Source organism: Streptomyces sp. E-08 (assembly GCF_049913095.1).
GTDB lineage: Bacteria > Actinomycetota > Actinomycetes > Streptomycetales > Streptomycetaceae > Streptomyces.
Genome location: NZ_CP183971.1, coordinates 1,766,550 through 1,785,114, shown reverse-complemented (window position 1 = coordinate 1,785,114; position 18,565 = coordinate 1,766,550). Strand labels below are relative to the sequence as shown.

The following is an 18,565-nucleotide window of genomic DNA, read 5'->3' as shown; positions in this document are numbered from 1 at the left end:
TCAACTGCTGCGATATTGCCACCAAACAAGCACCGACCGATCGGAAGGTGGCAAGAACGTGCAGTGGACGAAATTGAGCGAACGCTCTGTCTATGAGAACCGCTGGTTCCAGGTGAACCTCGCGGACGTCGAACTCCCCGACGGCCGCCATCTCGACCACTATCTGATCCGGCTCCGCCCGGTGGCCGTCGCGACGGCCGTCAACGAGGCCGACGAAGTCCTGATGCTCTGGCGTCACCGCTTCATCACCGACAGCTGGGGCTGGGAGCTGGCCGCCGGCGTCGTCGAGGACGGCGAGGACGTCGAGGCCGCCGCGGCCCGAGAGATGGAGGAGGAGACCGGCTGGCGGCCGGGACCGCTGCGCCATCTCCTCACGGTGGAGCCCTCGAACGGCCTCACCGACGCGCGCCACCACCTCTACTGGGCGGAGCGCGCCACGTACACCGGACCGCCCGAGGACGCGTTCGAGTCCTCGCGGCGGGCCTGGGTCCCGCTGAAACAGATCCCCGACATGATCGCCCGGGGCGAGATCCCGGCGGCGAACATGGCCGCGGGGCTGCTGATGCTCCACCATCTGCGCCTCGGCTGAGACGCGGGGGCACCTGTGCCGGACGGCCCGTGCCTGTGCGGGGGTACGGGCCGTCCGGCCGGAGTCACGGCGTCAGGGGTCGGACGCCGGACTCCGGGTCTTGGGGAGTGCCGGGTCCTCAGGCGTACGGGTAGAAGCCCGAGCCCGTCTTCCGGCCGAGCCGTCCCGCGTCCACCATGCGCTGGAGCAGCGGGGGAGCGGCGTACAGCGGCTCCTTGAACTCGGAGTACATCGAGTCGGCGATGGACGCGATCGTGTCCAGGCCGATCAGGTCGGAGAGCTTCAGCGGGCCCATCGGGTGGGCGCAGCCGAACTCCATGCCGTTGTCGATGTCCTCGCGGCTGGCGATGCCCGACTCGAACATCCGGATCGCCGAGAGGAGGTACGGCACGAGCAGCGCGTTGACCACGAAGCCGGAGCGGTCCTGCGCGCGGATCGCGTGCTTGCCGAGCACCTTCTCCGCGAAGGCCTGGGCCCGGCTGATCGTGCCCTCGGAGGTGGTGAGGGCCGGGATCAGCTCGACGAGCTTCTGCACCGGGGCCGGGTTGAAGAAGTGGATGCCGATGACCTGGTCGGGGCGGGAGGTCGCCACGGCCAGCTTCACCAGCGGGATGGAGGAGGTGTTGGAGGCCAGGATGGCGTCCGGCCGGGTGATCACCTGGTCGAGGACCTGGAAGATCTCGGTCTTGACCTGCTCGTTCTCGACGACCGCCTCGATGACGAGGTCTCGGTCAGCGAACTCGCCCAGGTCGGTGGTGAAGCTGAGACGGGCGAGCGTCGCGTCCCGCTCCTCCTCGCTGATCTTGCCGCGTTCGGCGGCCTTGTTCAGCGAGTTGAAGAGCCGTGTGCGGCCGATCTCCAGCGCCTCGCCGGTGGTCTCGGCGACCCTGACGTCGAGCCCGCTCCGGGCACACACCTCTGCGATGCCCGCGCCCATCTGGCCGCAGCCCACCACTCCGACGCGCTCAATGTCGGCCATGGAGTCCGTCACCTCGTGCCTTTCGCTCTTCTCCGGCGGCGGGGGCCCGTGTGATTCCGGGTGCGTCCGCCTCTACCCCCACGACGTTACCGCTCATTAACCGATGATCGATCGTCCGGGGCGGGCATGCTGTCCGGGTGCGTGTGACGTATCCGACAGGGGAGGGGTACAAGTGCGGCCTATCGGCAGAAGAGGGTTCGTCGCCGGCGTCGGCGGAGCGGCGCTCGCCGTGACGGGAACGACAGCGGCCCCGGCGGCCGGTGCCGCACGGCCGGCGCGGGGGAAGCCGCACCGCAGGCGGGAGTTCCGGGGGATGTGGCTGGCGACCGTCGCCAACCGCGACTGGCCCTCCCGGGCCGGACTGGCCGCCGAGCAGCAGCGCGCCGAGCTCCTCCGCCACCTGGACACGGCCGTCGAGCGCCGGCTCAACACGGTGGTCCTCCAGGTCAGGCCCACCGCCGACGCGCTCTGGCCCTCGCCGTACGAGCCGTGGGCGCAGTACCTGACCGGCACGCAGGGCCGGGATCCCGGCTGGGACCCGCTGGGCACGGCCGTCGAGGAGGCCCACGCCCGGGGCCTCGAACTGCACGCCTGGTTCAACCCGTACCGCGTGGCGAACCACACCGACCCGGGCCGGCTCGTCGCCGGCCATCCGGCCCGGCTCCACCCCGAGTGGGTCCTGCCGTACGGCGGGAAGCTCTACTACAACCCGGGGCTGCCCGAGGTCCGGGCCTTCGTCCAGGACGCGATGCTGGACGCGGTGCGCCGCTACGACATCGACGCCGTGCACTGGGACGACTACTTCTATCCGTACCCGGTGGCCGGGCAGGTCTTCGCCGACGACGAGGCGTACGCGCGGTACGGCGGGGACTTCCCGGACAAGGCGTCCTGGCGGCGGAACAACACCGACCTGCTGGTCTCGGAGATGTCCGCCCGGATCAGGGAGACCGGGAAGCGCACGGCCTTCGGCATCAGCCCGTTCGGGGTCTGGCGGAACGTCGGCACCGATCCGGAGGGCTCGGACACGCGCGCCGGTGTCCAGACCTACGACGACCTCCACGCCGACACCCGGAAGTGGATCCGTGAGGGCTGGATCGACTACGTCGTCCCGCAGCTCTACTGGCACATCGGGCTGCCCGCCGCCGACTACGCCAAGCTGCTGCCCTGGTGGGACGCGGTGGTCCGGGACACCGGGGTCGGCCTGTACATCGGCGAGGCGCTCTACAAGGCGGGCGATCCGGCCCAGCCCGCGCCCTGGCAGGATCCGCGGGAGCTCTCGCGCCACCTGGACCTGGCCCGGGCGTACCCCTCCGTCGGCGGCCACTGCTGGTTCTCCGCGAAGGAGATCGCCGCAGACCCGATCGGGGCGATGACCACCGTGGTGGCCGATCACTACCCGACCAGGGTCCGTCCGCCGAAATAGGGGGGGCTCAGCCGGTCCCCATCTGCGGGTGATGGCGTACGACGGTGTCGGGGCCCGGCGACATCAGGGCCTCGTGGCCGTCGTCGTCGAACTTCACGCGGTACGGGGGAGTGCCGTTCTCCCCCAGAACCTGAAGGACCTCGGCCGTGCGGTCGTGGTGACCCACGGTCCGGCCGTGTACCAGCAGCTTGTCGCCCACGCTCGCCTGCATCGGGCTGACCTCCTCGCGACCGGGCTTCTCCTGGCCTGCACTGCGCAGGGTCTCTAGCTGCCATTGTGACCCGTCATGCCCCGATTCGTCGCGTCAGCTCTTCGCCCGCTGGGTGACCGCGATGCAGACCAGGACCGCCACCGCGGCGATCGGGGCTGCCAGCGGCAGGGTCTCGCCGAGGAGGAAGACCGACCAGACGAGAGTGAGGAGCGGCTGGGCGAGCTGGAGCTGGCTGGCCTTGGGGATGCCGATGGCGGCCATGCCCCGGTACCAGACGTACAGGCCGAAGAACGTGGAGCCGGCGGCGACCCACACGAGGCCGATGACGCCGTGCGCGGTCAGGTGCACCGGCTCGAACGACAGCGACACGGCCGAGGCGGCCACCATCAGCGGCAGGCAGAGGAGCAGGGCCCAGCCGATGACCTGCCAGCCCGGCATGGTCGCGGCGAGCCGGCCGCCCTCGGTGTAGCCGGCCGCGCACACGAGCAGCGCCCCGAAGAGGTAGAGGTCGCCCGTGGAGAACGAGCCGCCGCTCTGCTGGAGCGCGAAGCCCAGTACCACCACGGCGCCGGAGACGGCCGCGATCCAGAAGGTGCGGGACGGCCGGCGCCCCGTCCGCACGGCGGCGAAGGTCGCCGTGGTCAGCGGCAGGAGGCCCACCACCACCGCGGCGTGCGAGGTGGTGGAGGTCTGCAGGGCCAGCGTGGTCAGGATCGGGAAGCCGATGACGACACCGCAGGCGACGACCGCGAGGCCCGCCCAGTGGCGGCGCTCGGGCAGCGGTGCCCGGCGCGCGAGGAGGAAGGTGCCGGCGATGAGCGCGGCGAGGGTGGAGCGCACGGCCACCAGCGACCAGGGGCCGAAGCTCTCCAGGCCCCAGACGGTCGAGGGAAAGGTGAGCGAGAAGGAGATCACGCCGAGCCCGGCGAGCAGGGTGCCCCTGGTCCGGGGGTCGGCGGCGGCGCGGTTCCCGGCGGCGGCGGTGCCGGAGGCCGTGGCCCCGGTCCCGGTGGCCGGAGCCGCGGTCCGAGTCGATCCGGTGGCGGTGACCGCTATCGTCGCCGGAGCAGTAGCGCTATCCTGTGTTCTCATGCAAGAGCGTAGCAGTGTCGCGGAACTGGCGAACTCCCTGAGAGTGGAGCTCAACCGCTACTCTCCAGGTGGAAAGCTGCCGTCGAGTCGGGCGCTCGTCGAGCGCTTCCACGTCTCCCCGGTCACCGTCACCCGGGCCCTCGCCCAGCTCGCCGCCGAAGGCCTCGTCGTCACCCGCCCCGGAGCCGGCGCCTTCCGCTCGGAACCCCGCACCCCCACCCCGGTCGTCGGCGACACCTCCTGGCAGGAGGTCGCGCTCAGCGCCGACATCGCCACCGAACTCGTCCCCCGGGCCGTCGACGCCTCCGGTGTCCTCGTCACCCTCTCCGCGCCCCCGCCCGGCGTGATCGAGTTCAACGGCGGCTACCTCCACCCCTCCCTCCAGCCCGAGAGCGCCCTCGCCGCCGCCCTCGCCCGGGCCGGCCGCCGCCCCGGCGCCTGGGGCAGGCCCCCCACCGACGGCCTGCCCGAACTGCGCGAATGGTTCGCCCGCGAGATCGGCGGCAGCGTCACCGCCGCGGAGATCCTCATCACCGCGGGCGGCCAGTCCGCGATCAGCACCGCGCTGCGCGCCCTCGCCCCGCCCGGCACCCCCGTCCTCGTCGAGTCGCCCACCTACCCGGGCATGCTCGCCGTCGCCCGCGCGGCCGGACTCCGCCCCGTCCCCGTCCCGACCGACGCCGACGGGGTGCGCCCCGAACTCCTCGAAGCCGCGTTCCGTGCCACCGGCGCCCGCGTCTTCGTCTGCCAGCCGCTCTTCCAGAACCCCACCGGGACCCTGCTGCGACCCGAGCGCCGCTACGAGGTCGTCCGCATCGCCAGGGCCGCCGGCGCCTTCGTCGTCGAGGACGACTTCGCCCGCCGCCTCGTCCACGAGGACGCCGGCCCGCTCCCCGCGCCGCTCGCGGCCGACGACCCCGACGGCGTCGTCGTCCACGTCCGCTCCCTCACCAAGATCACCTCGGCGAGCCTCCGCGTCGGCGTCCTCGCCGCCCGCGGGCCCGTCCTGGAACGACTGCGCGCCATCCAGGTCGTCGACAGCTTCTTCGTCCCCCGGCCCCTCCAGGAGGCCGCGCTCGAACTCGTCGGCTCCCCGGCCTGGCCCCGCCACCTCCGCGCCGTCTCCCAGGAGCTCAGGAGCCGCCGGGAGGTCATGACGGGCGCGCTCGCCCTCCACCTCCCCGAACTCGCCCTGCCGCACATCCCCTCCGGCGGCTACCAGCTCTGGCTGCGCCTCCCCGACACCCTCCCCGAGGCCTCCCTCCTCGCCGCCGGCCTGCGCGCCGGCGTCTCCGCCGCCCCCGGCCGCCCCTACTTCTGCGCCGAACCCCCCGCCGGCCACATCCGGCTGAGTTTCGCGGGTGTCGCGGGGCCCACGGAGATCGTCGAGGGCGTGCGCCGCCTGCGGACGGCGGTGGACGAGCTCACCGGCTGACCCCGGAGACCGGGCCGCGCGGGCACACCGCCCGGCCCGGCCCACGGCCCTGGCCGCGGGCAAATTCACCTGACAAGCCCACCCGCTCCTGGAAGCCTTCGCCCATGAGCGACAGCACCACCTCCGACACCCCCGGCGCCCCCCTCCTGCACGGGGCGTACGAGATCTCAGCCGACCCCGCCCGGATCGACGCCGCCCGCGTCCACCACTGGCTGTCCACCGACGCCTACTGGGCCCTCGGCCGACCTCGGGAGAAGCAGGACGGCGCCATCGCGGGCTCCCTGAACCTAGGCGCCTACCACCGGGCGACCGGCGAGATGAGCGCCTACGCGCGCGTCGTCACCGACTACGCCACCTTCGCCTGGCTCTGCGACGTCTACGTCGTCCGCCCGGCCCGCGGCACCGGCCTCGGCACCGCGCTCGTCACCGCCGTCCGCGACCACCTCGCACCGTACGGACTGCGTCGCATCCTGCTCGCCACCGCCGACGCGCACGGCGTGTACGAGAAGGTGGGTTTCACGCCACTGCAGAATCCGGACAAGTGGATGGCTCTCGGGCAGCAGTGAGCCCCGCCCCCTCCGGTCCCGGCACATGACCCCTTGACCAGCGGAGTCACCGGCCTCACGATCGCGGCCATGAGTCTTCGGGTGACGCTCGTCACGGCGGCACGCAGCTCCTCCCTGCTCGCCGAACGCTTCGACGACGACCGGCCGCTCGACGAGGCCGGCTGGTACGAGGTGCAGCAGGCCGCGCCCGCGCTCATCCCGCTCGGCGCGGCCGAACTGCGCTACTGCTCCCCGACCCCGCGCAGCCGCGCCACCGGCACCGCCCTCGGCTACGCGCCCCTCGCCCAGCCCGCACTCCGCGACTGCGACATGGGCCGCTGGCGGGGCCTCACCCTCGCCGAGGTCGCCGCCCTCGAACCGGCCGCCGTCGACGCCTGGCTCACCGACGCCCGCACCGCCCCGCACGGCGGCGAACCACTCCTCGCCTTCATCACCCGGATAGGGAACTGGCTCGACACCCGCCCCGCCGAGGACGGCTCCATCGTCGCCGTCGCCGAACCCTCCGTCGTACGGGCCGCCCTCGTGTACGCCCTCAAGGCACCGCCCGCCACCTACTGGAACGTCGACGTCCGCCCCCTCTCCACGATCACCCTCACCGGCCGCCCCGGCCTCTGGCACCTCCACCTCGCCACCGCCCCCCACTGACGGCTCCCCGGACGGGCACGAAGGTGGGGAACCGGGCCCCGGACCGGCTAGCCTGAGAACACGATGAACCGTTTGAGCACGTCATGGGGCGCCTTCACGCTGACCCGCTTCCCCGAGGACCCGCGCGACCAGCTGCGCGCCTGGGACGCGTCCGACGAGTACCTCCTCGGCCACCTCGCCGAGAGCGGGACCGACCTGTCCGGGAACGTCACCGTCCTCGGCGACCGCTGGGGCGCCCTCGTCACGGCGCTCCAGGCGGCGGGACCCCGCGAACTCGTCCAGATCACCGACTCGTACCTCGGCGAGCAGGCCACCCGCGCCAACCTCGCCCGCGCCGGCGCCGCCCCGGACGCCGTCCGTCTCCTCACCACCCAGGACCCGCCGCCCGAGCGGATCGACGTGCTCCTCGTCCGCGTCCCCAAGAGCCTCGCGCTCCTGGAAGACCAGCTGCACCGGCTCGCTCCCGCCGTGCACGCCGACACCGTCGTCGTCGGCACGGGCATGGTCAAGGACATCCACACCTCCACGCTCAAGCTCTTCGAGCGGATCCTCGGCCCCACCCGCACCTCGCTCGCGGTGAAGAAGGCCCGGCTCATCCACACCACCCCCGATCCGGCCCTCACGCCCCGGCCGAACCCGTGGCCCCACCAGTACGCGCTCCCCGAGGACACCCCCGCGCCCGGTCTCCCCGGACTGACCGTCACCAACCACGCCGGCGTCTTCTGCGCCGACCGCCTCGACATCGGCACCCGCTTCTTCCTCGCGAACCTGCCCGGCGGTCTCGGCCGGGCCCGGGTCGCCGACCTCGGCTGCGGCAACGGCGTCGTCGGCCTCGCCATCGCCCTCCACGAGCCCGAGGCCGAACTCGTCTTCACAGACGAGTCGTACCCCGCGGTCGCCTCGGCCGAGGAGAACTTCCGCACCCACCTGGGCCCGGACCGCAAGGCCGAGTTCGTCGTCGGCGACGGGCTCACCGAGCTGGCGCCCGGCTCGGTCGACCTCGTCCTCAACAACCCGCCGTTCCACAGCCACCAGGCCACCACCGACCGCACCGCCCGCCGGATGTTCGCGGACGCGCGGCGCGCCCTGCGCCCCGGCGGCGAGCTGTGGGTCATCGGCAACCGGCACCTCGGCTACCACGTCACGCTCCGCCGGATCTTCGGCAACAGCGAACTCGTCGCGAGCGACGCCAAGTTCGTGGTGCTGCGCGCGGTGCGCCAGGGCTAGAGGCCCCCGGGGTGTGTCCGGCCGACCAGCCGGACACACCCCACTTCATATGTTCCAGGAGCGGGAGCACAGGACGAGCCGGTACCCGTCCGGATCGGCGATGGTGACGCCGTACTCGTCCCAGTACGGGTTGTGCGCGGGCACCCGCGTGCCACCGGCGGCGAGCAGCCGCTCCACCTGCTCCTCCTCGACCGGCGCACCGAGATACACGACGAACAGGTCGTCGACCGTCGGGCTGGGCTCCAACGGGTGCTCGGGATCACGGGTCAGCTCGAAGTGCCAGCTCCCGTCCCGGGGCCCGACCATGAGCAGGTCGTGCGCCCCGGGCACCCGCTCGGTGCTCCGCCACTGCACGTCGAGCCCGAGCCCGTCCACGTAGAACCGCTCGGCGGCGGTGAGGTCCCGCGAGGGGCGGGCGACCCGTACCCGGGTCTGCGCATCGATGATCATGCCTCAAGGCTAGGCCGTCCCGCCGTCTCCGTCCCTCAGGGATCACCCTCTCCCTTCACGGACTTGACCCTGACGCGCGGGTCAGGGTCTACGGTCCCGCCGACCCGACCGACCCTCCTCCTGGAGCGCCCCATGGCCACCCACCGAGAGATCCGGCTGCGCACCCGACCCGAGCGCGGCCTTCCGGCACCCGAGCACCTCGCCCTCGTCACCACCGCCCGCCCCGTGCCCGCCCCGGGCGAAGTCCTCGTCAGGAACCGCTGGTTCGCGGTCTCGGCCGCCCTGCGGACCCTCATCGGCGGAGCGGTGAAGGGAGCTCCCTTCCCTCCCGTCGAGCCCGGCGACCCACTCTTCGGCGCCGCCGTCGGCGAGGTCGTGTCCGCACCGGACAGCACCGGCCTGCGCTCCGGAGACCTCGTCTCCCACTGGCAGGGCTGGCGCGAGTACGCCGCCGTCTCGCCGTCGCTCTGCACGCCCCTCGGCGACGCGCTGCCCGACCCCGTCGCCCACCTCTCCCAGGGCCGGACCGCGTACGCCGCCCTCACCCGGGGCGCGGACGTACGCGCCGGGGACACGGTCCTCGTCACCGGCGGGGCCGGCGCCGTAGGGACGATGGCCGGGCAGATCGCCCGGCTCCTCGGCGCGGGCCGGGTCATCGGCAGCACCAGCTCACCCGCCAAGGCCGAGCGGCTCGTCACCGAACTCGGCTACGACGTCGCCGTCGTCCGTGGCGCCCCCGTGCCCTTCGCCGCGCAGCTCGCCGAGGCCGCGCCCGACGGCATCGACGTCGTCCTCGACACGGTCGGCGGCGAGCAGCTCGGGGCGGCGGTCGCCGCCGCCCGCCCCGGAGCGCGGGCCGTCCTCGTCGGCGCGCTCTCCGGCCAGCTCGACCCGGAGGGGACCGGAGCCACCGCGCGCGTGGAGCTCGATTCGTACCCGCTCGTCCTCAAGCGGATCTCCCTGCGCGGCTTCAGCCCGCTCGACCACCCGGAGACGGAGGCCGAGTGGCGGGACCGCTTCGGCGGCTGGCTGCGCACCGGGGCGATCACCTTCCCGCACGTCAGGGTGGCGGGCATGGAACGGGCCGCCGAGGCGTTGCGGGAGGTGATGCGGGGGCGGTATCTCGGCGCGGTCGTGGTCGAGTTGCCGTGACGGTGACGGTGGACGGTGACGGTCCAGGCGACGGTCTCGGTGAAGGGTGGTCGGCATGCGGATCGGTGACGCGGCGGCAGCGGCGGGGACCACGCCCCGGGCCCTGCGCCTCTACGAGCAGCGGGGCCTCCTCCCGCCACCGGACCGCACCTCCACCGGTCAGCGGCGCTACGGCCCGGACGACATCGCGCGCGTGCGGGTCGTGCGGGAGCTCCTCGCCCTCGGCCTGACGATCGAGGACGTACGCGCGTGCGTGGACCGCCTCCCCCTCCTCGACGTGGAGGCGATCCGCTCCCGCCGGGTCCCCGAGGGAGTGTGCGTGCGGGCGTCCCCGGTCGTGAGCCGCCGGCTCGCGGCCCTCGACGCGGAGATCGCCCGGCTCACCCGCCGCCGCGACGAACTGGCGGCCCGCACGACCCCGCAACCGGGACCCGGACCCGGCCAGGAAGCCTCGGTGACGGCTCCGCGCCCCGGCCCGGAAACCCCGGTGACGGCTCCGCGACCCGGACCTGGACCCGGCCCGGAAACCCCGGTGGCGGCCCCGCGACCCGGTCCGAAGCCCCGGTGACGGCCCCGCGCCCCGGACCCGGCCAGGAAGCCCTGGCTGCCGCTCCCGGTCGGCGGACCCTCACGTCAGGGTGACCAGCTCCCGGTACTGCGCGTTCCACAGGTCCTCCTTCGCGTCCGGGAGCAGCAGGACCCGCTCCGGGCGCAGCGCGTCGATCGCGCCCTCGTCGTGCGTGACCATCACGATCGCGCCCGGATACGTGCCCACGGCCGCCAGCACCTCGTCGCGGGACGCGGGATCCAGGTTGTTGGTGGGCTCGTCCAGGAGCAGCACGTTCGCACCGGAGTGCACCAGGGCGGCCAGTGCGAGCCGCGTCTTCTCGCCGCCGGACAGCACCCCGGCCGGCTTGTCGGCCTCGTCGCCCCGGAACAGGAACGCGCCGAGCACCGCCCGTACCTCACCGTCCGTCAGGTGCGGGGCCGCCGCCGCGAGGTTCTCCCGGACCGTACGCCCCCGGTCCAGCGTCTCGTGCTCCTGCGCGAAGTAGCCGAGCCGCAGCCCGTGGCCGCGCACCACCCGCCCCGCGTCGGGCGTCTCCTGCCCGGCGAGGAGGCGCAGCAGTGTCGTCTTGCCGGCGCCGTTGAGCCCGAGGACGACCAGTCGGCTGCCCCGGTCCACGGCCAGGTCCACGCCGTCGAGCACCCGCCGATCCCCGTACGCCTTGGTGAGCGACACGGCGCCCAGCGGCATCCGGCCGCTGGGGGCGGGTTCGGGCAGCCGGATGCGGGCGACCCGCTCGGCCTGCCGCGCCGGGGCGAGCCCCGCGAGCATCCGGTCGGCGCGGCGCGCCATGCTGCGGGCCGTCGTCGCCGTCGCCACCCTGGACTTCATGCGGTCGGCCTGCGCGTGCAGGGCCGCCGCCTTCCGTTCGGCGTTGGCGCGCTCGCGCACCCGGCGCCGTTCGTCGGCGTCCCGCTGGGCGAGGTACGCGTCCCAGCCGGTGTTGTGGACGTCGAGCGCGGCGCGCCGCGGGTCGAGGTGGAAGACCCGGTTGACGGTGTCGGCGAGGAGCCGCAGGTCGTGGCTGATCAGCACGAGTCCGCCCCGGTGGGCGGCGAGGTGGCCGCGCAGCCAGCCGACCGAGTCGGCGTCCAGGTGGTTGGTCGGCTCGTCGAGCAGCAGCGTGTCGTCCCGCCCGTGCCCGGCGAAGAGGATCCGGGCCAGCTCGACCCGCCGCTTCTGGCCGCCGGACAGCTGCCCGACGGGCCGGTCCATCAGCGCGTGCGGCAGGCCGAGACCGGCGGCGACTCGGGCGGCCTCCGCCTCCGCCGCGTACCCGCCACCGGCCTCGAAGGCGGTCTCGGCGGCGTCGTACGCGGCGAGCGCCCGCGCGTCGGGCTCCTCGCCGAGCCGTCGGGCGGCGTCCGCGAGCCGCCGGGCCGCCCGGTCGAGGCCGCGCGCGGAGAGGATCCGGTCGGTGACGGTCACGTCGGGGTCGGCGGCCCGCGAATCCTGGGCGAGATGCCCGAGGGAGCCGGTACGGGTGACGGTGCCGGCGGCCGGGGCGCGCAGCCCCGCCAGGGTGTCGAGAAGGGTGGTCTTGCCGGCGCCGTTGCGGCCGACGAGACCGATCCGGTCGCCGGGGGCGACGTGGAAGGAGACGCCGGACAGCAGGAGCCGGGCGCCGACGCGCACGTCGGCACCACGAACGGTGATCATGGGATAACGCTCCGAACAGGCTTGAGGGCACACGGGTGGCGTGGGTGCGGGTCCTCAGCTAGGAGATTCGGGGCGTCGACATGCGGCCGAGGCTAACGGAGCCGGCCGCCGGGCGCACCGGAGTTTCGCCCGGCCCGCGCCCCGGCTGTCGGCCCCGGCTGTGTGCTTCGGCCTCGCCCTCAGCTGTCGGCCTCAGCTGTTGGCCTCGGCTCTCGGCCTCAGGTGTCGGCCTCGGCTCTCGCCCTCAGCTGTCGGGGAACGCCAGGTCGAGCGCGCGTACCCGGTCCTCGCCGGTGGTGAGCGAGAGCGTGACGATCCGGTCCCTGTGGAGGGTGGCCGCGAACGCCGAGACCGGCCGCCCGGCGGCGAACCCGACCGCGCCGACGGCCCCGTCGACCAGCGCGGGCCGGGACACGTCCACGCTCCGCGCGAAGGCGGCGGCCGTCTCGGCGACCGCGGCGACCCCGTGCACCGGGCCGCCGTCGGAGTACGCGACGACGCCCGGATCGAGGACTGCCACCAGCGCCCGGGCGTCACGCGCGCGTGCGGCCGCCACGAACCGGTCCACCACCGCGCGCTGCCGTCCCCGCTCGCCCTCGGTACGGACCGCTCCGCAGCCCCTGATCCGCTCCCGGGCCCCCCGCGCCAGCCGCGCCACCGCCTCGGGGGACCCGCCGACGATCCGCGCGGTCTCGGCAGCCGGCAGCCCGAACACGTCGTGCAGGACATAGGCGAGCCGCTCCGCGCTGCCAAGCCTCTCCAGCATCACGAGCAACGCCAGCCACAGCGGCTCGACGTCACCGCGCCCGGCATCGCCGCCCCCGAGCCGCCCGTCCCCGACCTGCCCGTCCACCAGCCGCAGGTCCCCGACCTGCCCGTCCACGCCCCCGAGCCGCCCGTACCCGAGCTCCCCACCCGGGCCCCCTCGTCCGGGCGACCGCGCCTCGGTCCCTCGTTCCTTCAGCTCCCGTACGCAGGCCTCGCCCACCGCCGCCGTCAGCCAGGCGCGTACCGTCGTGTCGCCGTCCCTCCCGAGCCCCGCCCGGGCCGCCGCGAGTGCCGTCTCGGCCTCGGCGGGCGATCCCGTGATCCGCAGGGCGACGGCCCGCAGCTGCTCCTCGTGGGCGTCGAAGCGCCCGGTCAGGGCGGTCAGAAACGTGTCGTCGTCGTGCATGGCGTCCCACTCCTCGTCGGTTCCCGTCACCGCGTTGACGAGAGGCCGTGCCGCGATGTGACAGAAATCGCCCGCGTAGGGTCAGGAACCCTCCGCACCGCCCCCGGGATCGCCCCCGGGATCGCCCCCGGATCACCCCCGGACGAGCTCCCGCGCCACATTCCGCCTCGCTCCGTCCAGCTCGGCGTCGACCTCCGCCGCCCTCGCCGCGTCCAGGACGATCTGCGCCCCGCCCAGGGTGCCCCGGGAAAGGCGCCGCCGCCGCAGATGGGTGGGCGGGTGCGTCGAGTCCACCTGGTGTCCGCGCCGCTCCGCGACCCGCCGCAGCCGCTCGTACTCGTGGTCCGGGACCGACGCCGCATGCGCGGCCAAGCGCTCCCACAGGCCTTGGGCCGGATCCTCGCGGCGTGCCGCGCCCCCGATCCGGGTCCGGGCCGCCACGGCCTCCCGGCGCAGCTCGCCGGCGATGCTCCCCCCGATGAGGAGCCGGTCCATCAGCCCGGCCGCCGCCTCCGCGCCCGCGGTGCGGGCCGCGGTGGAGTCGGCGAGGTACTCGGCGCGCTGCGACCCGCGCAGCGTCAGGTGCTCCAGGACGACGAGGAGGCCGTCGACGAGCAGTCGGGGCAGGGCGGTCACCAGGTTCACGAAGTGCTCGGTCAGGCTGTGGGCGGGTTCCGGGGCCAGCGTGTAGCGCCAGGTGTCGAGCGACTGGAACGCGCCGCCGACGAGCAGGGAGTGCCGGGTGTCCCCGTGAGCGTAGTGCCCGAACTCGTGGCCGAGGAGCGCGATCCGCTCCTGCGGGGACAGGGTCTCCCAGAGGCCGAGGCCGATGTGGAGCACGCGGTGCTGCCGGAGGCCGTACGTGCTGACCGAGGCGTTGACGTCGGCATCGATCACCACGGCCCGTACGCCCGACGTGCCGACGGCCCCGGCGACCTCGTCGAGCAGGGCGTAGAGCCGCGGCGCGTCCGCGCGCCGCAGGAGCACCCGCCGGCCGTCGTCCTTCGGGAGCCGGCCGAACCGGGGCCTCAGCACGACGGCGAGGCCGATCGACAGGCCGCCGAGCACGGGCAGGGCGCCGACGCCCCAGTAGGCGACGAGCAGCCACAGGCCGCCCGCGAACAGGGCGACGGTGATGCCGTGGATCGTCGACGCGAGCACCGCGGCCCACCAGCCGGCCGCCCCGCGCGGTGAGGGCCGGGGCGCGTGCGCGTCCGCTCCGCCGCCGGCGACCGGGTCCGTGAGGTCGGCGAGGAGCTGCTCCCCGTACTCCCGGGCGAGGCGCCGCCGCAGGCGCTCGATCCGTCCCGGGGACTCCTCGTCGCGCACCTCGGGGTCCACGTTCCAGTCGCACGCGGCGCACCAGGTGACGTACCGCCCGCCCTCGGCCACGGGCTCCCCGCACTCGGGGCAGCCTCTTCCCGCCGCCCGGACCGCTTGCGCCGTCTCTGTCATTCCGTACTCCCCACCCCGGGCGCCCCACGCGGCACGCCCCGTGCCGTTCTGTTCCGCGCAGACCCTAGCCGCCCCGTCACACCTGCTGTGACCAGCGAAAAGGCCGGTTCGACACAAAAGTGTCGAACCGGCCTTCCGTGGTCGTGGCGCCGTGCGTCAGTCCGTGCCGAACTCCATCGCGGCCCGGTCCAGCATCTCCTCGTCGTCGGAGACCTCGCCGCGCGAGGCGATGGCCTCGGCGCCGCCCTCGGGCAGCTGCGTCATGGTGCCGATCAGACCGGTCGCGGCCGCCTGGGCGGCGCCGATGGAGGGGCTGCCGGTGCCGATCAGGCCGAGGCCGGCGTACTGCTCCAGCTTGGCGCGCGAGTCGGCGATGTCGAGGTTGCGCATGGTGAGCTGGCCGATCCGGTCCACCGGGCCGAAGGCCGAGTCCTCGGTGCGCTCCATGGACAGCTTGTCCGGGTGGTAGCTGAACGCCGGGCCCGTGGTGTCGAGGATCGAGTAGTCCTCGCCGCGCCGCAGTCGCAGCGTCACCTCGCCGGTGACGGCGGCGCCGACCCAGCGCTGGAGCGACTCGCGGACCATGAGGGCCTGCGGGTCCAGCCACCGGCCCTCGTACATGAGGCGGCCGAGACGCCGGCCCTCGTTGTGGTACTGGGCGAGGGTGTCCTCGTTGTGGATCGCGTTGACCAGGCGCTCGTACGCGGCGTGCAGCAGCGCCATGCCGGGGGCCTCGTAGATGCCGCGGCTCTTGGCCTCGATGATCCGGTTCTCGATCTGGTCGGACATGCCCATGCCGTGGCGGCCGCCGATGGCGTTCGCCTCCATGACCAGGTCGACGGCGGAGTGGAACTCCTTGCCGTTGATCGTGACCGGGCGGCCCTGCTCGAAGCCGATCGTGACGTCCTCGGTGGCGATCTCGACCGACGGGTCCCAGAACTTCACACCCATGATCGGGTCGACGGTCTCGACGCCCGTGTCCAGGTGCTCCAGGGTCTTGGCCTCGTGCGTGGCGCCCCAGATGTTGGCGTCGGTGGAGTACGCCTTCTCGGTGCTGTCCCGGTAGGGCAGCTCATGGGCGAGCAGCCACTCGGACATCTCCTTGCGGCCGCCGAGCTCGGTCACGAAGTCCGCGTCCAGCCAGGGCTTGTAGATCCGCAGGTGCGGGTTGGCGAGCAGGCCGTAGCGGTAGAACCGCTCGATGTCGTTGCCCTTGAACGTCGAGCCGTCGCCCCAGATCTGGACGTTGTCCTCGAGCATCGCGCGGACCAGCAGGGTGCCGGTGACGGCGCGGCCGAGCGGGGTGGTGTTGAAGTAGGCGCGGCCGCCCGAGCGGATGTGGAACGCGCCGCAGGTGAGCGCGGCAAGGCCTTCCTCGACCAGCGCGGCGCGGCAGTCGACCAGGCGCGCGATCTCGGCACCGTAGGTCTTCGCGCGGCCGGGCACCGACGCGATGTCGGGCTCGTCGTACTGGCCGATGTCGGCGGTGTAGGTACAGGGGATGGCGCCCTTGTCGCGCATCCATGCGACCGCGACGGAGGTGTCGAGGCCGCCGGAGAAGGCGATGCCGACGCGCTCGCCGGCGGGCAGGGAGGTGAGGACCTTGGACATGGGAAGATTATGCATGAACTCGCATGGTCATGCAAAGGGTGGATTCCCGGGGCTTCACGGAGTCGGTCGGCGCGCCCGGACTCAGGCGCGTTCCCCCAGGTCGGAGACGCCCGGCCGGCCGTCGGGCACGCCCGCCCGCTCCAGGAGCGCCCGCATCTCGGCGACCGGCAGCACTCGGTTGCAGGCCGCCGCCACCCCCACCTCCGGATCCTCCAGCAGTTCCACGACCCGGGCCACCGGAAGCCGCCGGTCGAGCGCGGCCGCCTCCCGCACCCGGGGCTCCGGGTCCCGGCTCAGCCGCTCGACCAGCGCGGGCGTGGTACCCGGATCGCGCAGGCTCAGCGCGCGGGCCCGCGGGTCCGGCGCGTCCGCGAACCGCGCCGCGAGACCCGCCGCCGGGAACCGTGGCCGGGCCGTCAGCATGCCGACGGCCCGGTGGGAGCCGTTCAGGTACAGGTCGAGCAGCAGCTCCGGCGGCGCCAGCGGGTGGCGCTCGGCGAGCAGCAGCCGTACGGCGAAGTCCGCGTCCCCCGCCAACGGCTCCACACAGTCCTCGGGCAACTCCCGGCAGACCGCCGCGCTGCGGCGCAGCCAGGTGTGCGCGGACCGCGCACACCGGCGCAGCACGTCCGGATCCTCACGCGCGTCCCACACCCACCCCAGGGTGTCGAGCCGGTCCTCGGGGCCGACCTGCCAGTCGACGGCGGCCCGTTCCTCTTCCGAGAGCTCGGGGCGGGCGGAGACCGCGAGCCGCACGGCGGGGTCCTCGTGACCGGCGAGCCCCGCCGCCAGGTCCGGAGGGAGGGTGGGGTTGCGCGCGAGCCGCGCGAGCCACGCCCCGTCGGCGACGAGGCGCTCGGCGAGGGGGCGCCCGAGCCGGCCGCGTTCCAGGACGTCCCCGAGCCGCCAGCCGTCCGTGAGCGTCTCGACGAGCTCGGCCGTGCGTTCCTCGTCCTCGTGCATGACCTGCATCGACGCGGCCGTGCGTACCGCCGGGTCCGTGTCGTCGAGGAGCGCGGCGCGTACCCCGTCGGTGAGCTCGCCCCAGACGCGCCGGCAGGCGGCGAGCCGGAACAGCGGGTCCTCGTGGCGGGCGAGCGGCACCAGGACGTGCACCGGCACGCCGGCCGATTCGACGGTCTCGTGCCGGACCATGCCGCGCTCGTGGTTCAGCAGCCGCTCGTACGCCGCGTCGGGCAGGGGTGGCACCTGGGTCCGGTACGGGGTCGGGCCGATGGCGACGGCGATGGCGTCCGACGCCGGGCCGTCGAGGAGGCGGGCCCGCAGCTCGGGAGCCGCCGCCGCGCTCTGCGCGAGCAGGAGCCGTACCTTGCGATCCGGATGGCGGAGCATGGCCTCGGCCACGCTGTCGGGCAGGGAGGTGCGCCAGGCCAGCCGCTGCGCGATCCCGTCGTCCCCGCCGTCCGTCGCGAGCAGCCGCAGCAGTACGTCGGCCGGAGCCGCGGGATTGCTCGCGAGTCCCGCCATCGCTCGACGTGCCGCCACCATAAGTTCCCCCGTTCCTCATGCCCCGCAGGATCGTACGGCCGTACGAGGGACGGCACTCCGCCTAGTAAGGGCCGCCCTGGAACAGCAGGTTGCCGTGGTGGTCCGTACGAGGGGCGGCACTCCGCCTAGTAGGGACCGCCCCGGAACAGCAGGCTGCCGTGGTGGTCCGTACGAGGGGCGGCACTTCGCCTAGTAGGGACCGCCCCGGAACAGCAGGCTGCCGTGGTGGCGCGGGCGGTCGCCCCGCTCGTGGGCCGCGTCCGAGCGGTCGGCGGGGGCCGTGCGCCCGGCGAGGGCGCGGAGGGTCGTCAGGCCCGCCAGCACCTCCTCGCGGCGGTCCGCGGACTTCATCCAGGCCGGCAGCCGGGCGAACATCGCCATGGTCGGGGAGGCGTGGCGCACGCGCAGCCGCGCCCCCACGTACGCGGCGAGCGCGTCGACGTGCTCCTCGTCGTAGGCCCACAGGATCAGCCCCGCGCAGCGGGTCTGGAGCCAGAGCGGCCGCCGGAAGAACGGGTCCTCGGTGCCGCCGGGCACCGCGCCGACCAGGCCGCCGCCCCGCTGCCCGGCCGTCCACTCGGCGACCGCGCCGCAGCCGCCGCAGGTGAGGCGCCGGGGCTGGAAGAGCAGGGCGCTGAAGTACTTCGGTGCCGGAAGGCCGGGTCGGGGCGTCACGAGCGCACGGCCGCCGCACCTCGGGCAGACGACGAGCACCCGCCCGGTGAACTGGACGAGCCAGGTGCCGTGGTCGTGGTGGCGGACCGGTCCGGGGCGTGTGGGCTCGGCACTCATGGGGGACACCTTGTCAGGCCGTGCCGCG

At 74.0% G+C, this 18,565-nt stretch carries 18 protein-coding genes; 8 read left to right on the top strand and 10 right to left on the bottom strand.

Annotated features, from left to right (window positions below):
• The first annotated feature begins 58 nt into the window (after positions 1–58).
• Positions 59–589, top strand: coding sequence for an NUDIX hydrolase (locus ACN9MM_RS08160; RefSeq protein WP_426362997.1), 531 nt, complete (start codon positions 59–61; stop codon positions 587–589).
• A gap of 118 nt (positions 590–707) precedes the next feature.
• On the opposite strand, the gene ACN9MM_RS08155 is transcribed toward ACN9MM_RS08160, so the two are convergent.
• Positions 708–1,568 carry a 3-hydroxybutyryl-CoA dehydrogenase gene (locus tag ACN9MM_RS08155; RefSeq protein WP_426362996.1) on the bottom strand — a complete coding sequence of 287 codons (861 nt, stop codon included), beginning with the start codon at positions 1,566–1,568 and terminating at the stop codon, positions 708–710.
• 229 nt (positions 1,569–1,797) lie between these two features.
• Here ACN9MM_RS08155 and ACN9MM_RS08150 point away from each other — a divergent pair, with 229 nt between their 5' ends.
• A complete protein-coding gene (locus ACN9MM_RS08150; RefSeq protein WP_426362995.1) occupies positions 1,798–2,991 on the top strand; it encodes a glycoside hydrolase family 10 protein in 1,194 nt (397 codons plus the stop codon).
• A 7-nt stretch (positions 2,992–2,998) separates the two neighbouring features.
• On the opposite strand, the gene ACN9MM_RS08145 is transcribed toward ACN9MM_RS08150, so the two are convergent.
• Positions 2,999–3,202 (bottom strand): DUF1918 domain-containing protein, encoded by a 204-nt coding sequence (locus ACN9MM_RS08145; protein ID WP_426362994.1) that lies wholly within the window; start codon positions 3,200–3,202, stop codon positions 2,999–3,001.
• A 93-nt stretch (positions 3,203–3,295) separates the two neighbouring features.
• Complete coding sequence (locus ACN9MM_RS08140; RefSeq protein ID WP_426362993.1) at positions 3,296–4,294, bottom strand: DMT family transporter; 999 nt, start codon at positions 4,292–4,294, stop codon at positions 3,296–3,298.
• On the opposite strand from ACN9MM_RS08140, the gene ACN9MM_RS08135 reads away from it, so the two are divergent.
• The 4 genes from ACN9MM_RS08135 to ACN9MM_RS08120 all read left to right on the top strand — a co-directional run bounded on the left by ACN9MM_RS08135 (position 4,293) and on the right by ACN9MM_RS08120 (position 8,167).
• Entirely contained in the window at positions 4,293–5,729 is a 1,437-nt protein-coding gene (locus ACN9MM_RS08135; protein WP_426362992.1) for a PLP-dependent aminotransferase family protein, read from the top strand. The two genes, ACN9MM_RS08140 and ACN9MM_RS08135, sit on opposite strands and share 2 nt — an antisense overlap.
• Positions 5,730–5,833: 104 nt before the next feature.
• Positions 5,834–6,295: a GNAT family N-acetyltransferase gene (locus ACN9MM_RS08130; protein WP_426362991.1), complete on the top strand. Its 462-nt coding sequence runs from the start codon at positions 5,834–5,836 to the stop codon at positions 6,293–6,295.
• Between the two features lie 69 nt (positions 6,296–6,364).
• A complete protein-coding gene (locus ACN9MM_RS08125) occupies positions 6,365–6,940 on the top strand; it encodes a histidine phosphatase family protein (protein ID WP_426362990.1) in 576 nt (191 codons plus the stop codon).
• A gap of 63 nt (positions 6,941–7,003) precedes the next feature.
• Positions 7,004–8,167 carry a methyltransferase gene (locus ACN9MM_RS08120; protein ID WP_426362989.1) on the top strand — a complete coding sequence of 388 codons (1,164 nt, stop codon included), beginning with the start codon at positions 7,004–7,006 and terminating at the stop codon, positions 8,165–8,167.
• 45 nt (positions 8,168–8,212) lie between these two features.
• Here the strand turns inward: ACN9MM_RS08120 and ACN9MM_RS08115 are convergent, their stop codons facing one another.
• Positions 8,213–8,617 carry a VOC family protein gene (locus tag ACN9MM_RS08115; protein ID WP_426362988.1) on the bottom strand — a complete coding sequence of 135 codons (405 nt, stop codon included), beginning with the start codon at positions 8,615–8,617 and terminating at the stop codon, positions 8,213–8,215.
• Between the two features lie 132 nt (positions 8,618–8,749).
• Here ACN9MM_RS08115 and ACN9MM_RS08110 point away from each other — a divergent pair, with 132 nt between their 5' ends.
• Together ACN9MM_RS08110 and ACN9MM_RS08105 are read left to right on the top strand one after the other, a co-directional pair.
• Positions 8,750–9,769, top strand: a complete 1,020-nt coding sequence (locus ACN9MM_RS08110) for an MDR family NADP-dependent oxidoreductase (RefSeq protein WP_426362987.1) — start codon at positions 8,750–8,752, stop codon at positions 9,767–9,769.
• A gap of 55 nt (positions 9,770–9,824) precedes the next feature.
• On the top strand, positions 9,825–10,337 hold the full coding sequence (locus tag ACN9MM_RS08105) for a MerR family transcriptional regulator (RefSeq protein ID WP_426362986.1): 513 nt from the start codon (positions 9,825–9,827) through the stop codon (positions 10,335–10,337).
• Between the two features lie 60 nt (positions 10,338–10,397).
• Here the strand turns inward: ACN9MM_RS08105 and ACN9MM_RS08100 are convergent, their stop codons facing one another.
• The 6 genes from ACN9MM_RS08100 to ACN9MM_RS08075 form a co-directional block, all read right to left on the bottom strand.
• Positions 10,398–11,996, bottom strand: coding sequence for an ABC-F family ATP-binding cassette domain-containing protein (locus tag ACN9MM_RS08100; RefSeq protein ID WP_426362985.1), 1,599 nt, complete (start codon positions 11,994–11,996; stop codon positions 10,398–10,400).
• Between the two features lie 244 nt (positions 11,997–12,240).
• Entirely contained in the window at positions 12,241–13,200 is a 960-nt protein-coding gene (locus tag ACN9MM_RS08095; protein ID WP_426362984.1) for a sigma factor-like helix-turn-helix DNA-binding protein, read from the bottom strand.
• A gap of 102 nt (positions 13,201–13,302) precedes the next feature.
• Positions 13,303–14,625, bottom strand: a complete 1,323-nt coding sequence (locus tag ACN9MM_RS08090; RefSeq protein ID WP_426362983.1) for a M48 family metalloprotease — start codon at positions 14,623–14,625, stop codon at positions 13,303–13,305.
• Positions 14,626–14,781: 156 nt separating this feature from the next.
• A complete protein-coding gene (gene argG / locus ACN9MM_RS08085; RefSeq protein ID WP_426362982.1) occupies positions 14,782–16,236 on the bottom strand; it encodes an argininosuccinate synthase in 1,455 nt (484 codons plus the stop codon).
• A gap of 81 nt (positions 16,237–16,317) precedes the next feature.
• Positions 16,318–17,742 (bottom strand): hypothetical protein, encoded by a 1,425-nt coding sequence (locus ACN9MM_RS08080; protein WP_426362981.1) that lies wholly within the window; start codon positions 17,740–17,742, stop codon positions 16,318–16,320.
• Between the two features lie 192 nt (positions 17,743–17,934).
• On the bottom strand, positions 17,935–18,537 hold the full coding sequence (locus ACN9MM_RS08075) for a hypothetical protein (protein WP_426362980.1): 603 nt from the start codon (positions 18,535–18,537) through the stop codon (positions 17,935–17,937).
• Positions 18,538–18,565 lie beyond the last annotated feature (28 nt).

Coding starts and splice junctions, on each gene's coding strand:
- ACN9MM_RS08140 (WP_426362993.1), bottom strand. CDS start 4,294: ATGAGAACACAGGATAGCGCTACTGCTCCGGCGACGATAGCGGTCACC.
- ACN9MM_RS08100 (WP_426362985.1), bottom strand. CDS start 11,996: ATGATCACCGTTCGTGGTGCCGACGTGCGCGTCGGCGCCCGGCTCCTG.
- ACN9MM_RS08075 (WP_426362980.1), bottom strand. CDS start 18,537: ATGAGTGCCGAGCCCACACGCCCCGGACCGGTCCGCCACCACGACCAC.
- ACN9MM_RS08145 (WP_426362994.1), bottom strand. CDS start 3,202: ATGCAGGCGAGCGTGGGCGACAAGCTGCTGGTACACGGCCGGACCGTG.
- ACN9MM_RS08130 (WP_426362991.1), top strand. CDS start 5,834: ATGAGCGACAGCACCACCTCCGACACCCCCGGCGCCCCCCTCCTGCAC.
- ACN9MM_RS08090 (WP_426362983.1), bottom strand. CDS start 14,625: ATGACAGAGACGGCGCAAGCGGTCCGGGCGGCGGGAAGAGGCTGCCCC.
- ACN9MM_RS08105 (WP_426362986.1), top strand. CDS start 9,825: ATGCGGATCGGTGACGCGGCGGCAGCGGCGGGGACCACGCCCCGGGCC.
- ACN9MM_RS08115 (WP_426362988.1), bottom strand. CDS start 8,617: ATGATCATCGATGCGCAGACCCGGGTACGGGTCGCCCGCCCCTCGCGG.
- ACN9MM_RS08110 (WP_426362987.1), top strand. CDS start 8,750: ATGGCCACCCACCGAGAGATCCGGCTGCGCACCCGACCCGAGCGCGGC.
- ACN9MM_RS08135 (WP_426362992.1), top strand. CDS start 4,293: ATGCAAGAGCGTAGCAGTGTCGCGGAACTGGCGAACTCCCTGAGAGTG.
- argG (WP_426362982.1), bottom strand. CDS start 16,236: ATGTCCAAGGTCCTCACCTCCCTGCCCGCCGGCGAGCGCGTCGGCATC.
- ACN9MM_RS08155 (WP_426362996.1), bottom strand. CDS start 1,568: ATGGCCGACATTGAGCGCGTCGGAGTGGTGGGCTGCGGCCAGATGGGC.
- ACN9MM_RS08125 (WP_426362990.1), top strand. CDS start 6,365: ATGAGTCTTCGGGTGACGCTCGTCACGGCGGCACGCAGCTCCTCCCTG.
- ACN9MM_RS08120 (WP_426362989.1), top strand. CDS start 7,004: ATGAACCGTTTGAGCACGTCATGGGGCGCCTTCACGCTGACCCGCTTC.